This is a genomic window from Ligaoa zhengdingensis, assembly GCF_014384885.1.
Classification (GTDB): Bacteria; Bacillota; Clostridia; order Oscillospirales; family Ruminococcaceae; genus Ligaoa; species Ligaoa zhengdingensis.
This window is the reverse complement of the sequence record NZ_JACRST010000021.1, coordinates 1-15,872: the sequence shown is the minus strand read 5'-3', so window position 1 is coordinate 15,872 and position 15,872 is coordinate 1. Positions and strand designations below refer to the sequence as shown.

Sequence of the window (15,872 nt, the reverse complement as noted above, 5' to 3'; positions counted from 1 at the left end):
AACTTTTCCGGAAAAAATTTTTCTATGCCCTTCCAAGATTTCCTTGAGTTTTGAGCGGTTTCTTTCTTTTTGTTCGAATTGTGATAATCCCGTGAAGCGGTCCAAAAAATATGTATAAAATATTCTTTCTTTCTTGCAAATCCTGTAGATATCGCCACAAAAAATCTAACATTTCTGTGAACGAACTTGAAACAGGGGGGAAAGGCGTGGTATAGTTAACAGTAAGCCATGGACTTGGTGCGCCCTTTTTTGGACGCATTTTTGGGCCCCGGGGCCATGGATGGAACAATAGGGAAAGGGGCGGATGCCATGCCTTTGAAGACGAAATCGGGCAAACAACCGGATTCGAAATCGGCGATGCAGGCCGCGGTTGCTTCGCCAGACGGCGAGGAACGGAAGACAGCTTTGAATCTTGACATCCTATTGGATCGATTTTATAGATTGGCCTACTATATGGGAGCCCAGATTGTCCGCACGGAACGCCGCTACGGCCGGAGGATGGAGCTGTGGTTCAATCGCTTTCGCGACCAAGTAACCGCCAAGTACTCCCGTCTTTGGATTTCTTTTAAGCGCTGGGGTAAGTCTATGCTGCGCGACGCAGTCACCCCTGTGCTGACAGCACATGCGCACGTTTCGCAGTATGGCGAGCGGGTGCGCGCCGCTGCAAAGGACAGCCGGCGGGCTGTCCTGTTGGAAATCTTACAGATTGTTTGGGAAGTACTTCGCTATTTGGGCCGCGGGATCGCCCGTATCCTCAACTATGTGGCCCCTGTCTGCGCTGTGGTGGCGCTCGTCATCACCATCCAACACTTCACCAGCCTCAATTTTGCCCTCAAGGTGAACTACGGCGGGCAGGATATCGGTTACATCACTGATGAGTCAGTGTTTGAAAACGCCGAAAAAGAGGTTCAGCAGCGCATCGTCTACGAGGAAGCCGCCCCCGGGCAGAAAAGCGGTGCCAGCGTGCAGGTGCTGAGCGAATATGTGGGCGACAGCGCCGCAGATACGGAGGAAGTCGAACCCGCACTGGTCAGTGCAGACGCGCAGGTGATCTCAATGCCGCAGTATCAACTGGCGATGGTCACAGAGGACCAATTGACCGACCAGGATACCCTGGCCAACCGCATCATCGAGGCCAGCGGCAGCGAAATTACGCAGGCCAGCGGCCTTTACATCGGCGGCTCTTTTAAGGGCGCCTCCACCGAGCCGGAAGAGGTGCTCGACATCATGAACGACATGCTGGATCAGTACGAGACCGGCAACGAGACTGAAACCATCCACTTTGTGAGCAAGGTGGAACTCAAGGATGGCCTCTATCCGGTGCAGTCGCTCAAGGATACCGCAGAGTTTTCCAATATGCTCACCGGTAATGTGTCGGGTGAAAGCTACTATACCGTAGAGGCGGGCGACAGCCCGTCGCTCATCGCGGACAAAACCGGCATTCCCCTGCGGGAGCTCAACGCGATGAACCCGGATATCGACGAGGACTTTTTGCCGGGCAAGCAGCTGCTTATCTCGCGCTCGGTGCCCATGATGAAGGTGCAGGTGACGCGGCGCGAGACCTACGAGGAGGATATCCCCTACGAGACTGAGTATGTAGACAACGCGCAGCTGCTCAAGGGCGTTGAGGAGGTCAAGACCTCCGGCCTGACCGGCACCAAAGAGGTGGTGGCCGATGTCACCTATATCGACGACGTGGAGGTCAGCCGCAATGTCGTGAAGGAGACGGTGCTTTCTGAGCCGCGCACCCGCGTGATCTCCCGAGGCACCAACGTGCCCAAGGCGAGCGGCAACGGCACCTCGACCGGCGGATACATCTGGCCGGTGGTGGGCAGCCCCGGTTACAACTACATCTCCTGCCGCATCTGGGGCTACTGGGGCCACACGGGCACCGATATCGCCGCACGCAGCGGCACCCCGATCGTCGCCTCGATGTCCGGCCGGGTGGTGAAAGCCACCCAGACCCGCTACGGTTACGGCATGCATATCATCATCCAGCACGACAATGGGACGCAGACTCTGTATGCTCATTGCAGCGCTCTATATGTAAACGTGGGCGACTACGTGGAGCAGGGCCAGATCATCGCGGCGGTCGGTCGAACCGGCAACGCATCGGGCAATCACTGTCACTTTGAAATTCGTCAGAACGGTTCTTACCTGGACGCCACCCGGTTTATCGGCACCAGAAGCCCGTATTAATCCCCTGCACAGCGACCTCCGGACGCTTGGGATTTCCCCTCCCGTCCGGAGGTTTTTTTGCACAATTTTATACAATTCAATTTGTGAAAATTTTCTTGCGATTTGCCCGCCGCTGTGCTATACTGTGAAAAGTTTGCATAATGTTTTTTTCTGTACATTTTTTGTGGAAAAAGGCGGTTAGAAGCGCCATCCATTTTGTTGAACCAGGAAATATCGCCGGGAACCGCTTTTATTTCTGCGACTTTGGTGATATAATATTACTGTTTGAAAATCTTTTGACATAACGTGAAACAGGCGGTGTAAACTGCGCCTGTCTCGAGAATAATATCCCATGACAAATTCGGTTATGAGTATAGATGAAGGAGAGTGCCGCGTTGGAAAAATTCATCGTGGAAGGCGGCGTCCGTTTAAACGGAGAAGTGGAAATCAGTGGCGCTAAAAACGCAGCGGTAGCTATCATCCCTGCCGTCATCCTTTCGGACGGCCCGTGCGTGATCGAAAATATCCCCAACATCAGCGATGTATCCGTCCTTTTCAAAATTCTCAGCGAGATGGGCGCGGTCATCCGCCCGATCAACCGCAGCTGTGTGGAGATCGACGCGACCCGCGCGATCAATCCGGTGGTCCCCTACGAGCTCGCGCGCAACATGCGGGCCTCCTACTATTTTCTCGGCGCGCTGTTGGGCAAGTTCTCTCGCGCCGAGGTCTCGATGCCCGGTGGCTGCGACTTCGGCGTGCGGCCGATAGACCAGCACATCAAGGGCTTTGAATCGCTCGGCGCGACCGTCTCGGTGGATCACGGCATGATCGACGCCCGCGCTGAACATCTGACGGGTGGGCACATCTATTTCGACGTGGTTTCTGTGGGTGCGACCATCAACGTGATGCTCGCCGCAGTGCGCGCCAAGGGCCTCACCATCCTGGAGAATGTGGCCAAGGAACCCCACATCGTGGACCTCGCCAACTTTCTCAACTCGATGGGCGCGGACATCCGCGGTGCAGGTACCGATGTCATCAAAATTCACGGTGTGGACTTTTTGCACGGCACCACCTATTCGATCATCCCCGACCAGATTGAGGCGGGCACTTATATGGTCGCAGCCGCGGCCACCATGGGCGATGTGCTGATCAAAAACGTCATCCCTAAGCATCTCGAATCGATCACGGCAAAGCTCATCAAGGCCGGTGCCAGCGTCATCGAATACGACGATTCGATCCGCGTGATGCGCGACGGCCCGTTGGAAAAGATTTCGCTCAAAACGATGCCCCATCCCGGCTTTCCCACCGATATGCAGCCTCAGATGACTACCCTGTTGACGGTGGCCGAAGGCACCAGCATCGTCACCGAGGGTGTGTGGGACAATCGCTTCAAATATGTGGATGAGCTCCGCCGCATGGGTGCAAAAATCCAGGTAGACGGTAAGGTGGCGGTGATCGAGGGGGTCCCCTCCCTGACTGCGGCTCCGGTGAAGGCCACCGACCTGCGCGCAGGCGCCGCCATGCTGATCGCCGCCCTGATGGCGCACGGCACAACAGAGATCGAGGAGATCTACCACATAGAGCGCGGCTACGAGGACATCATCCAAAAATTCCGCTGTCTGGGGGCCGATATCCGCAAGGTGGAGCTGCCCGACAGCGTTGCGGATAAAGCAATCTAAACGAAAAGGCACTGTAAAGGTGCCTTTTTTCACATCAACAAGACATTACCGGGGAATCGCTCCGGGAAAGGGAAGGAACCTATGGCAAGATTTTTTACCCTGGCCAGCGGCAGCAGCGGCAACAGCGCCTATGTCGGCTCGAGCGAGGCGGGAATCCTGGTGGACGCCGGTATCAGCTGCCGCAGCATCCTGGCCGGTTTGGACGCGCAGCGGGTGCCGCTTGAGCATATCCAGGCGATTTTTATCACCCATGAACATATCGATCATATCCGCGGCCTGAAGGTGCTGATGAAGCGCTTACAGGTGCCGCTCTTTGCAAGCGAGCCGGTGCTCGAGTTTCTCACCGCCAACGATGCGGTTCCAGCCGGAACGCGGTTGGAATCCATCAACGGGGAGAGCGTGCCGGTTGCAGGGATGCGTGTGAGCAGCTTCCGCACCTCGCACGACAGCATACATAGTCTCGGCTTCCGCATCGAGACAGCCGACGACCGCCGGATCGGCATCTGCACTGACCTCGGATTTGTCAGCGACGAGGTGCGCCGCAACCTGTCCGGTTGCGACCTGGTACTGCTGGAATCCAACTACGAGCCCGCCATGCTGATGAACGGCCGCTACCCCTATTACCTCAAAAAGCGGATCGCTGGCCAGAAGGGGCACCTCTCCAACGAGGACTGCGCAGCGTTTCTGCCTGAGCTGGTGCGCAACGGGACTTCACGCATCGTTCTGGCGCACCTGAGTAAGGAGAATAACCATCCCGATCTCGCCTATCAAACCGCCTTTTCGGGCCTCTGCAACAGCCGCATGGCCATGGGAGAAGACTATATCCTGAGCGTGGCAAAGCGCAGCGAGCCCGGCGAATGCCTGATATTTTAGGAGGAGCCGAAATTGCTGAATGTCCAGATCATCTGCGTGGGAAAACTAAAGGAGCGCTACCTCAGCGACGGCTGCAGCGAATACCTCAAACGGTTGGGCGCATTCTGCCGCATCCAGGTGATCGAGGTGGACGAGGAGCGCCTGCCCGACCGGCCCTCCCCCGCCCAAATCGCGGCGGGCATCGAACGCGAGGGGCGGCGCATCGCGGCCAAGCTGCCGCAGGGAGCTTACACCGTCCCCCTCTGCATCGAAGGGACCATGCTTGATTCCCCCGGCCTTGCCCGTGCCATTGACCGTGCCGCTGTAGAAGGCAAGAGCTGCATCGCCTTTTTGATCGGTGGATCGTTCGGCCTGTGGGAACCGCTCAAGCAATCCGCCCCCCTGCGCCTCTCAATGTCGCGCATGACTTTTCCGCATCAGCTGGCGCGCATGATGCTGCTCGAACAGGTTTACCGCGCGTTCCAGATCAATTCCAACGGAAAATACCATAAATAGGTGAAAATCTTTCTTAAAATCAAAAAAACATCTTGATTTTAGGAACAGATTGGGTTATAATAATTAAGCGTTCTGATTTCAGGATGCGAAATCGACCGTATGGAGATGTCGCCTAGCTGGTCGAGGGCGCACGATTGGAAATCGTGTAACCGTCAAAAGCGGTTCGAGAGTTCGAATCTCTCCATCTCCGCCACTAGAAAAACCGCATGAGTAAGCCAAAATCGGTTTGTTCATGCGGTTTTTTTATATATTGAGACATGCTTGGACAGGTTGCGAAATGGAGCGAAAAGGAGCTAAAATAATGTAAAAATCCTGTAGTAAATTGGCGTTCTGGAACTCATCTACAGTCGGTTTCTATACTTTGTGTTTATCATGGTCTGTATCAATCCAAACAATCTCAAAGCAATTGTGTAAAACAAATCCATGCAGAACCATTTGACCGCCTCCGCCTCCACAACAATGTATATGTACCATATTCGCTGTCTCAATGTTGTACTTCTTCTCAATTTCTCTCATTTTTCTAACACTTTCTGTATCTGCATTTTTCATTTTTTTCCTGGGGGCAAAAACACGCATTACATCTTCAATAGTGTCATATTTTCTAACTTTTTCTAAAAACATATCAAATTCTTTTAATATGTATCGTTCGCCTCTGTGTCGTTTATCATTTTCAACTAATCCTTTAAGGCCATAATCACGGCCTACATCCAGGTATGTTATCGATATAGACGGTCTCCGTTGCTTGGTTTTATTCAAATCCGCTGCGGCATTATAAATTGGAGAGCCTTTATTCAAAGGCCCTCCATCAATAGGAATTATCTTCCCACTTTTTTTACTCAAAACTGTCCCCCCGCATCTAATTTTCTACCAAGAGGGAACGATAATATGATCTCATATCATCAGGGGCTATCAAAGTCTGAGAAGGTTCATATTCGTCTAAACCAATCCGAGCTTTACACCAAGGCTTTTCCCTATGCGTCAAGGCCTCTAACTGTCCGCCACTAAATTCCCCATAAGTTGCCCATACATCTTCCAAAAGTTCCAATATCGAATCATCCTCAATATTATGAGCAGATTTTGAGAAGTGATTCGATTCAACCTTATCATATCCGTAATTTCTCAATGCATTCCAAAGCGACCGATTCACCGGGCCATGCACCCATGCTTCAAAATCTCCATCAAACATTTTTTTGTTATTAAATGCATACGACCAGGCTTGGGCATAGTAACACAACTTCTGTAGTTTTTTATTAGTCATTTCTTCTTTTTGAAGGAACCAGTTTGCAACGTCAAAAACGCTATACATAACGCTACCTCCTTTCACGTCAGTATCTCTACTGTCACCTAGAATGTACCACATCTTACCAAGATTTGTCCATGCGCAAATCTTATGAATTTTAATATTCTTTTTCTTTTTTATGAATATTTTGACCATTTTGCTTGCTTTTCTCACGATTTCAAACTTGACTTTCATCTTTCGCCCCACCCCGCTCTATTTTTTATTTACATTATATCCACCTCCTGCTTGGAAATTTATAGGATTTTCTACAAATGTTACACAAAACAAACTGACGCGATCTTACCAATCGCAATATATGGATAAATTTATTTTCATCATACAATATATGACGTAGACAAATTATCTAATCTCGGATATACTATAAATAACAGATCCCGTCAAGCCTCTACTCATCCAATGGATGGGAATGCGTAACATGGCGGGACTTTTGCATTAATGGGGAGAAGTGTCTGGTGCAAATACTACACAATAAGATCAGCGCCCGGAGATATAATACTATCTCCAGGTGCTTTATGCTAATTACCAAATAATTTTATTTTTCGCCTAACTTTAACAATTTTCCCAATTATTTGGTGCTATCCTCCTAACAAGGAGGTGCCATATTTTATGTTTGACTCTTTGAAAGCTGTTCGCAATGTACAAATAATTTCGCATGGCGGGGTCGCACCGCTCTCAAAAAAACAGATTGTTGGGCTCATCATCAATTTGCCAGATGCCAACAAAAATTTAACAAAAGATGAGTTTAACAAAATCTATCAGCTTTATCAAACATTTCGGAAAGACACTACAAAATCAGTATTAGATTACCAAGCCTATGTCCAAGTATGCTCTGAAATTATCGCCGAATTTGAAAAAATTGCACCTTTCAAATTTTATAACGGCGAAGATTCAGTTGATCTGGCTAGAGAAAGCGATGCCAGAAAAGAATTGCGGAGCAAAATCCGGCAGGTTGATGCCTCAATTAGAGCAGCTACAGAAACATTAGAGAATGCTATATCCGACTTGGGCGATCTCACCATTGACGACGTCGTAACAGCCTATAACGAAGGCAAAATTTCGAGCGAGGAGCGAGAGCGGCTGATTAATTCAATAGAATGCTTACAAACAATAATACAATCCCATCCTCAAATTCTTGAAGAGTTAAAAAAAGGAAAAATAGATTTGTTAAACCAACTTCGTGATACCTACTGAAATGATGCTGTTCTGTTCACTTATGATCTAATTGTAAATTACAGAAGGTGTACATTGATGACAGCAATAATGATGCTCGTTTGCAGTGATGTTGAAGAGTACCCGGAGATAAGCGTTATCTCCGGGCACTCTGTGTTACATTTTATACCCCAGGGCCTCCATAAGCGCCATTCTTTGACTATAAGTAAGTGAAAGCGAATTGATATATTCGTATACCTTTTTCTTTTTGGAACCCGATATAGAATCGCCGTGAATATCCTTATCTGCTTCTAATTTCCCAACATGTACCATAATTCCAATATAAGTTCCTGGAGATATGTCATATTTTTGCGCTGAAATTATCTTTTCATACTCATCTTCAAGTTCATAATCGCTTACTTTTTCCTTAGCCTGCGCCAGCGCCAATTCGTATACCCTTTTGACAGCGTTCGCCTTTTCTGTATCATCCAGTTTTTTATAGGCACTTGTGTCAATCATATCAAGCAGATATTTGTAAGCTCTCTGGCCTTTATCTTTCGCAAGCTCTGTATACTCATCTGCTGATAAGTCAACTCGCTTTTTGTCCACATAGAAGTATTTGGGGGCGTAACCGGGCAAAACGCCAGAATCTCCGTTTGTCTCGTATAGCCGTTCCACTTCCTCGTCAACCCTTGTTTGCTCAACTTCCGAGTAATACCCAGGGCTTAAAAAGTTCTGAAACGCTCTGCTTGCCAGATTATCGTTGACCTGCTCTCTGCCCCATTGATCCACGTAGGGTTGCAGTTTTGTACTAGCAAATGGAATTTTCGCCGCTGCTTTTTGCGTCGGATCTGAAAGCAGCTTTGGCCAACTGTCTCCAGAACTTGTGTAGGTACTGCGTCTTACGGGATCGATAGTGCGTGCTACTTGTCCAAACAATGTGGGAACTGCCTGACTTGTATACCCGGTTACAGAATTCAAAAGGAAATCGCTCAGCGGGTGATCGCTGTATCCGACCGATTTAATGCTGCTTTCCACTCCTTGAAGCATTGACATTTCCACAACCGGTTCTAACAAGTTGGTCAATCCATTAATTACTTGCGCCGGAGTTAGGTTCCCGTCGCTTTGCTTAAACTGATTCCATATTTCCGCACCCACGAAAAACGGGAGTGAAGAAGGAGCCGCCCAATCCAAGGTATAGCTTTTCCCGTCGATCTCCAATGCGTAATTCTGATGACCTTGCATTCGGTCAAATTGGCCATTTTTCTTATCCTCATCCGCACCGCCTATAACAATCCCCATTGAGGCCAAAAATGCGCCGAGCGCGGCCAAGGCTGTCCCTGAAAGCCCAGCAGATATACTATCTATTGCCTCATTAGCAGTTTTTGAGCCCTTCTTCACTTGGTATAGATCGTATGTCAATCCCTTAATCAAACCTATCGGACTATACTCTATCCCTCGCTTCACAACGTTAATCGGCGTATTTTTAAATGGCAAATTGCCTCCTATTATCAAATCTGTCGCCTTGTTGGTACGGCTGAATTTATAGATCGCGTCTGCCGTAGCGCTTGCGTCACGATAAGTCGCTTTCTGCGCTTCAGTTGTCGCATACTGCCGCGCACGCTCTAACGCCACCTTTGAAAGCTCTCCGTTGCCATTCAACGCACCCGGAGTTATCCCGTTTGCCTTCATGTATCTTGAAAGTGCATCGACATAATGCATTTTCAGAAAGATAGCGTCTTCCATCTCCATAAGATCGCCGTTTATTGTGCGTGCCCGTTCCAAAAGAGAATTTTTGAAGATTCTACGGCTATCCATAATTTCAGTGGAAGGATTTAATTTTCTTTCACCCATTATGATTTCCTTATTAGCTTCAAAATCCTGTATTGCAAAGTCTCTCAACGCCTTGTCTGGCCTTCCCAGCGTTTTGGTTCTATCCGGCAGCCCTGCAGCGCTCTCAATCACAGCTCCTATCGCGTTCTTTAGCTTCACCGCAGGCACAAATATAGCGTTGCCGACTAGATTCCTTACATGTGTTCTTGGATTTCCCAGCATAGCCAGGTATCGCCAGGCATTCCACTTCTCGACCCACGATACAGGCACCTGTTCGGCAATCTTAGTCACCGCGCGTTTCTTTGCCTGTTCTATTCCGTCCGGCGTTGTCTGTGACAAAATATCCTGTACGGCCTCTGGGGGAATTTTTATCGGCTTTTTCCCTTGTTCAATTAAATCGTTGTTCATACGATTAACCGCCCGCTGCAAGGACATCAGGTTTCCTTCCGGCGTCAGACGCTTTAATAACCGCAATGCTTGGACGTTTTGGCCCATTTCACTACCCAGTGCAGCGACCTCCGCTATCAGTCGCATTACCGCCTCAGCATCGCCGCGTTCTGCCGCCTCTTTAATCAAACATTCGCCCAGCGCAAGGTCATTCTTGGTTACGCGCCGGCCGCTGTCCAACAGTGCGAAAAATTCGCTTTCAACCTTCTCAGCGCCCCGCTGTGCAATCTGATAATTTGCATTTTCAACCGCGCGCTTATCCCGAATCGGGGCATAGGCAAAAGTTCCCGCTTCGACCTCTTTCTTTAGCTGGCGAACCATTTCATCGTCCACCGCCGAGCTTTCCGCCGCATTTTGCACAAACCGCGAAGTTTTTCCTTCCGGGGTTTCTTTGGGGAGCTCTACTTCTCTGCCCCTGGGGTCCTCGCCCGGTCTTAATGCCCCATACTGCTCCACCAGTTGCTCGGTACTCATCCGCCCTCTGCTTTCCGCAGCGCCTACCGTGTTGGGGCCGTATCTTCCTGGGGTGGAAACATCGGTAGCTGCTGCCTGGGATGAAGTACGGTAGCTCCGAAAGTTCTGCTCCAACTGTTCGGCCGCCGTTACCACAGCATCCCAATCCGAAAACAACATCGGCCAGTCTCCGGCGGAAGGATCGTTGAAAATCGTGTTGGCAAGTTCGCGCCAAATATCTTCATCTTTGAAATTCGGCTTAAATTTTTTATGCCTGTCTATTTGAGTTTGAAGGTACGGAACTGCATCTGGTGACGACATATTAAAGCACGACTGTATCGTGTCAATGTATTGAGAATATTGTTCAGGAGCATACTCCTCTATCGCGTGCCCCAGTTCGTGGCGGTAGCTGTCCCCATCGCCGACAAGAAGTATTTTTCCTCTGCCAAGGTAGAGGCCACCCTCTTCTAACATGACTGTCCTACCGTCTACGGTGCGCCTAATCGGCCCGTCAGAAAACAGAACTGTCATCCCGTCCTTTTCTGCCTGTTGCTGCACCGCCCTCTGCTGCGGCGTATAGTCTACTTCTCTTGGTTCCCGGAATTCATATGTTCTTCTTTTCTTTGGCGTCTCCACTCGCGTAATTCCGCCTTCTCGGACGGCGTCAAATCCATCTCCCAGGCTTTTCCGAACCGCTTCCACTCCAGTGGCGTCAGCATCGGAATTATCACGTCCCTCATATCGTCCTCTTCCTCCATCGGCTCCAACTGCTTGTTGTCCTGCTCCGCCATCTATTTCCCCGCCTTTCGTTATTTCATTATCCACAGTATAACTTTGCTGTGTGCGGTTTGCAAGCTCTTCGGCTGTGGGTAGGTGGGGTTTTGGTGCATATGGCAAGCCGTTTTCCTGTTGCGCCGCAAGTCTCGCTTGATTTGCCTGCAATTCCTCCGGAGTGGGCAAGTGGGGTTTTGGCGCTTCCGGTAGGCCCGCCGTAGCGTTGACATTGTTGCGCGGTTGTGGTAGAGTTGGAGCAGAAGAAGTTTGCCCACTGCTCGTTTGGACGTAAGGCTCGGGGTGCGAAAGCGCATCGGCCATTGTGGGAGACTTCTCAATGTTGCGTGGAGAATGCGAATCCGTTTCGGACGTACGGACAGGGCCCTCATTGGGGGCAAATGTCGTCGCAGTAACACGCAGCATTTTATTTTGTGCCAGTTCCTCTGGTGAAAAATCGCTTTGAGGATTGACAGCACTGTCCATTTGTGATAAATTTTGATTGAAAGAAGCAACTGATGTACCATTGGTACCGATTGGGTTTTGTCCCGACGGGCCGCCTGGCAAGGTTGCTTCTTTCTTTATGCCATAATTGTAGACTTGGCTTTCATTTACAGCTTTCATGTCTCTTACTGCAATTCTTACGCCAAAAGTATCATCGCCTATTTTCAATGGCACATAAAAATAATTCCATCTGTAGATGTTTGGATTTCCAGCCTTATCCTGTGTGCTATATAAATATTTTGCCTTGGAGAAAATCTCGCCGGTTTTATCAATGGTTGCCGCTTTTGTCTGCGTTATTTTTTCCAACACTTCCTTGATACCCACATCGTGCAGTTTGGCTTCCAAAATCCTTCCATTGAGGTTTAGTTCAATCGGTTTCCCTTTAAAATTTTGCTCGAGGAAATTGCGTAGCAGCGATTTCACTTCCGCTGTTTTCTGCCGAATGACTGGTATTCTCTCCGCCTTTTTTTGACTTCGCAAATCGGGAAAGTAAGAAGCAAATTTCTCCAAATCTGTATCTTGTAATTCCACATACTCACCAGCCGACAACATCTCGTCTGAAACTTCGCTGGTAATTTGAGCTTTTGTTTGCTGATCGGAGTAGTCAACATTTCGCCAAACCTCAGCCTGAGTGTCCTTGAATTCTTCCAAAGAGATCAATGTCTTTTCTTCTGATGGGTCGCTATTCGCCTGAACCTCCCCTGCTGTCAGTCCAGATTCCTTATCCAGTTTGGACGACAAGAAATCTGTAGTCTGTCGGGCCGCGCCGTACAACCCGCCCGCAAACGCGCCAATTCCAGTGTTGTATAGCTGCTCTTTGATGTCCCTCGGTGTGTCTTTGTCCAGTATCAAATTTTCATACAGGCGTTGTAAATCGTATTCCAAAAATTCTTCGCCGCCCTCAGACGCCGCATCGCCGAGCAGTTCCACCAGTTTGTTGCCCGATAGTTTTGAAACATAGTTGACAATTTTTTGGGGGACTTTGCCGGAATTGAGGAGCTTTTTACCCACAGCTTCCCCAAGATCGCCGCCAAAACCGCCAATAGATTCTATCCCCGCTGAAATTGCTCCGGAACCCAACATCATCGCGGCGGCTTGATCTGAACTGTATCCTTCATCAAGAGCTTGTTGTCCGGCCTGCGCTCCACCTGTAAGGCCGGCATAAACAGAAACGGGAAGCCCCGTAACAGATGCTGCCGCAGCGTCTCCAAGCAGTTGTCCCGAGGAAATAAGAGCGTCGGTGAAAAATTGCTCAGGGCCGCTTTTCCCGTTCATCAGCAATTCTCGCCCTTTTCTCTGGTTATCTTCCAAATGCTGCGTAATCCAATCCTTTGTGGTCGGGTCTCTATCCTTCAACAACTCTGGGAGAAGCCCTGTGTATGACTTTCCAGCAAGCTCCATTGCCTCGTCAAAATCCAAGGGCCCTTCTTGCGCTTTGCGGAAATACTCCTGTTTCGCGGCTTCCGCCTCTTGCCCCATCTTTGCTTGTTGGTTAAGACCATAAGTTACAAGCTGCGCTATTTTCGTCGCCGGGGTGATTGTATCCATGACTGCTTTCGCCATATCCCCAATCGACGGGTCATTCTCCGTCATTGCCCGCGGAGGATTCCTGACAGGGTTCGCCTTTTCCTGATAGTTCAGGTAATTCCGATAGCTGCCGCGCGGCGCATTTTCAACAGAATTAAGCTTCTGATAGCCGTATCTGTCGTAAGGCAACGACTGCTGCACGGGTAGCCCCGCCGACTTCGGCGGGGCTGTTTTTGTGCTCGCATATTTCCTATTGAACTCTTGGGTTGCTGCATTGAACGGGTTTACAAGCGGTTGGGACGACGGCCTATTTTTGCTCAGATAGATTGTCGGCCGATTTGCCGAATTCTTGTTTTTTGTCTCATCGTCCAAATAGATTGTGGGGCTTGTGTTCAAATAAATTGCGGCCATTTTATAACACCTCACATGATGTCAATTCCGTACTTCTGAGCAAGAAGTCTCGCGTCTTGTTCCGTAATTCTTCCAGCGTCCACTTGGCTTTGAATGGCATAAGCCACTTCATTCAATATTTGATCCTGCGCAAAATATGCATTCGCCGGGTTTGTTTGCAGCCTGTTTTCCATTGCGTCATAGAACTTTTGCGCTTCGCTTGACAACTTCGGAGAATAAGCCACGCCCGTGTAATACTGGTAAGCCTGCCTGGCCTCATCGCTGTCCACTCCGCCGTCCAGTAGAGACTGCGCCTGTGCCAGTGATAGCTTCGGCTTGTAGCTCGCCCCAGCGGCCGCCAGCTTGGCGGCATATTCCTGCTGCAAAAGCCGCTCATTCTCCGCGGCCTGAGCCTGCTGCAAGCTGATATTCTGCACCTGCTTGAGGTAATCGGCTTCAAGGTCGGCAAGGGAGGTGTCGCCGTTGGCCCTCACCTGCGCGATATTGGTGTTGAGATCATTCAAAGCGTTCTGATACGCCCTTGTAATCTCGTTCACCTGGTTGCCGTAACTGGTGTCCAGCCCGACAAGGGAGCTTTCCGCCAATCCGCTGTTTGCAATACCGGCCGCGCTCATCTGTTGGGGCAGATTCATAAGCGCCTGCTGCTGACGTATGTAAGCCTCCTGCGCCGCCTGCGCCCGCTGCTCCTCCAAAACCGGCCTTTGGCTTTCCAACCGGTCGACCGCCGCCTCAATCTGTGCCTCCCTGGCCTTCCTTGCGGCCCTTTCCTGCTCCTTCGCCAAGCGTCTGGCCTCGTCATAGTAGGAATCCGTGCTACCCCCGCTGCTCGATGTGCTGGAGCTTCCCGCACCGGATGTGCTGGGCGCTTTCGGCGTGCTGGGGGCCTTCGGTGCGCTGGAGCTGCTTGTACTCCCGCTGGTTTTGTTGTTATTGCGCGGGCCAAGCTGTGCCGATTGCCCCTCGTATCCCGATTGGTATCCATACCGGCGGTTAACATCATCACTTTTATATGATTGACCTGGAGTATAATAAGCCATTGTCATTCCTCCTTCACGATCGGGTTATATCCCTTGCTTTTTAGTTCTTGCACTTGTTTTTCCGCATTCTTGCGATCTCGATACGCCCCCACCTGCACCCGGTAGAGCTTGTCGGGCTGGGGCGGGTTCACCAGCGCCCTGACCCTCTCGCGGAAGGTAAGCCACGCCTCCGGGTGCTCCACATACCACAGCGGGCATTTCTTCCCCGTCACATCGTAGTGCCGAATCACATCTTTGCCCGGGTCAAACCCTCTCCGCTTGCAGATGTCCGCTGCCAGTTCCGCCAATGCCTCCTCCGTCACGGCGCTGAACTTCCCAGTCTTGTCCGGGTGGCACACCTCGATGTTGATGCCGTATTTGTTCCCTTGGCTCGCACCGTAGGAGATTTCCTCCTCCGGGATGCACCGGATGACCTCCCCCTGAAGCCCCACCACATAGTGCGCCGAAACGTAGGTCGCATGGGTTGTGGCAAGGTTGTCGAAGTAGTCCCGGTTGTTCTGCGCCGTGCTGCCAGGGTTGCCCACATAGTGCACGATCACCTTCGTGGGCCTGATCTTCGTCCCCGGCCGGCTGTAGGGGTTTATACGGATGAGCTGTTCCCTGATCTCCATGGCCTCACTCGTCCTTCCCCGACTGCTTCACAAGCTGGTTTGCATATACGCTGCACCCCGCCGCGAGAATCCCCTGCGTCAGCGCCACAAAAACGGCCTGTAACGCATCTTTGTAACCTGTCATGTCCGTGGTCGCCAGCACCCAGACGACGGCCAGCAGCACGCCGGCAGCGCCCAACGCCAGCGGAATATACTTGTCCGCAAATGCCTGGGCCTTTTTTAGCCCCGCGCCCAGCAGGTACAACACCGGCGCCAGAATCAGCAGTTCGGGCTTTATGTAATTCATGATCTGCTCCATATTATTCTTCCTCCTTAGGCTCGGTCGGAAGCTCCCGCAGAACTTCCAACAATTTTGTGATCGTCCCGTTTCCGCCGAGCGCGTGGTACTGCGTGTACATCGCCTCGGCGTTTTCCATGCCGTAAATGGGGCAATAGCCCTTTGCGGAATAGTGGTTGTAGGTCTGGATGATGCGGTCGCGCAGCAAGGCCTGAATCCCCAGCTTCACCGCGTCCTGCTCCTTCATGTACTGTTTGAACCGGCTGGACAGGGTGCGGTAGGCGAGGCCCAACAGGGATAACGCCGCGCCGAACAGCACCTCCAGCC

Annotated in this window: 12 protein-coding genes and 1 tRNA gene; 6 read left to right on the top strand and 7 right to left on the bottom strand. The window is 50.6% G+C overall.

Annotation, left to right across the window (positions count from 1 at the left end; translation table 11 throughout):
* The first annotated feature begins 315 nt into the window (after nt 1-315).
* The 5 genes from H8711_RS11085 (at nt 316) to H8711_RS11065 (ending at nt 5,418) form a co-directional block, all read left to right on the top strand.
* Nucleotides 316-2,199, top strand: a complete 1,884-nt coding sequence (locus tag H8711_RS11085) for a M23 family metallopeptidase (protein ID WP_249283511.1) — start codon at nt 316-318, stop codon at nt 2,197-2,199.
* 374 nt (nt 2,200-2,573) lie between these two features.
* Nucleotides 2,574-3,857, top strand: a complete 1,284-nt coding sequence (gene murA, locus H8711_RS11080; RefSeq protein WP_249283510.1) for a UDP-N-acetylglucosamine 1-carboxyvinyltransferase — start codon at nt 2,574-2,576, stop codon at nt 3,855-3,857.
* 81 nt (nt 3,858-3,938) lie between these two features.
* The gene (locus tag H8711_RS11075) at nt 3,939-4,730 is read left to right on the top strand and encodes an MBL fold metallo-hydrolase (protein WP_249283509.1); all 792 of its coding nucleotides are present in this window, start codon (nt 3,939-3,941) and stop codon (nt 4,728-4,730) included.
* Between the two features lie 12 nt (nt 4,731-4,742).
* Nucleotides 4,743-5,225, top strand: a complete 483-nt coding sequence (gene rlmH, locus H8711_RS11070; protein ID WP_249283508.1) for a 23S rRNA (pseudouridine(1915)-N(3))-methyltransferase RlmH — start codon at nt 4,743-4,745, stop codon at nt 5,223-5,225.
* Nucleotides 5,226-5,326: 101 nt separating this feature from the next.
* Nucleotides 5,327-5,418, top strand: a tRNA-Ser gene (locus H8711_RS11065).
* Nucleotides 5,419-5,579: 161 nt separating this feature from the next.
* Here the strand turns inward: H8711_RS11065 and H8711_RS11060 are convergent.
* On the bottom strand, nt 5,580-6,065 hold the full coding sequence (locus H8711_RS11060) for a hypothetical protein (protein WP_249283507.1): 486 nt from the start codon (nt 6,063-6,065) through the stop codon (nt 5,580-5,582).
* Nucleotides 6,066-6,081: 16 nt separating this feature from the next.
* Nucleotides 6,082-6,699 carry a Panacea domain-containing protein gene (locus tag H8711_RS11055; protein WP_249283506.1) on the bottom strand — a complete coding sequence of 206 codons (618 nt, stop codon included), beginning with the start codon at nt 6,697-6,699 and terminating at the stop codon, nt 6,082-6,084.
* Between the two features lie 432 nt (nt 6,700-7,131).
* Between H8711_RS11055 and H8711_RS11050 the strand changes: the two genes are divergently transcribed.
* Entirely contained in the window at nt 7,132-7,716 is a 585-nt protein-coding gene (locus tag H8711_RS11050; protein ID WP_249283505.1) for a hypothetical protein, read from the top strand.
* A gap of 135 nt (nt 7,717-7,851) precedes the next feature.
* On the opposite strand, the gene H8711_RS11045 is transcribed toward H8711_RS11050, so the two are convergent.
* The 5 genes from H8711_RS11045 to H8711_RS11025 all read right to left on the bottom strand — a co-directional run.
* On the bottom strand, nt 7,852-13,620 hold the full coding sequence (locus tag H8711_RS11045) for an LPD3 domain-containing protein (protein ID WP_249283504.1): 5,769 nt from the start codon (nt 13,618-13,620) through the stop codon (nt 7,852-7,854).
* 11 nt (nt 13,621-13,631) lie between these two features.
* Nucleotides 13,632-14,402, bottom strand: a complete 771-nt coding sequence (locus H8711_RS11040; protein ID WP_249283503.1) for a hypothetical protein — start codon at nt 14,400-14,402, stop codon at nt 13,632-13,634.
* A gap of 257 nt (nt 14,403-14,659) precedes the next feature.
* Nucleotides 14,660-15,268 (bottom strand): N-acetylmuramoyl-L-alanine amidase, encoded by a 609-nt coding sequence (locus H8711_RS11035; RefSeq protein WP_249283502.1) that lies wholly within the window; start codon nt 15,266-15,268, stop codon nt 14,660-14,662.
* 4 nt (nt 15,269-15,272) lie between these two features.
* Nucleotides 15,273-15,566, bottom strand: coding sequence for a phage holin family protein (locus tag H8711_RS11030; RefSeq protein ID WP_249283501.1), 294 nt, complete (start codon nt 15,564-15,566; stop codon nt 15,273-15,275).
* Nucleotide 15,567: 1 nt separating this feature from the next.
* Nucleotides 15,568-15,872, bottom strand: a 305-nt coding sequence (locus tag H8711_RS11025; RefSeq protein ID WP_346728206.1) for a hypothetical protein, incomplete at its 5' end; no start/stop codon positions are given.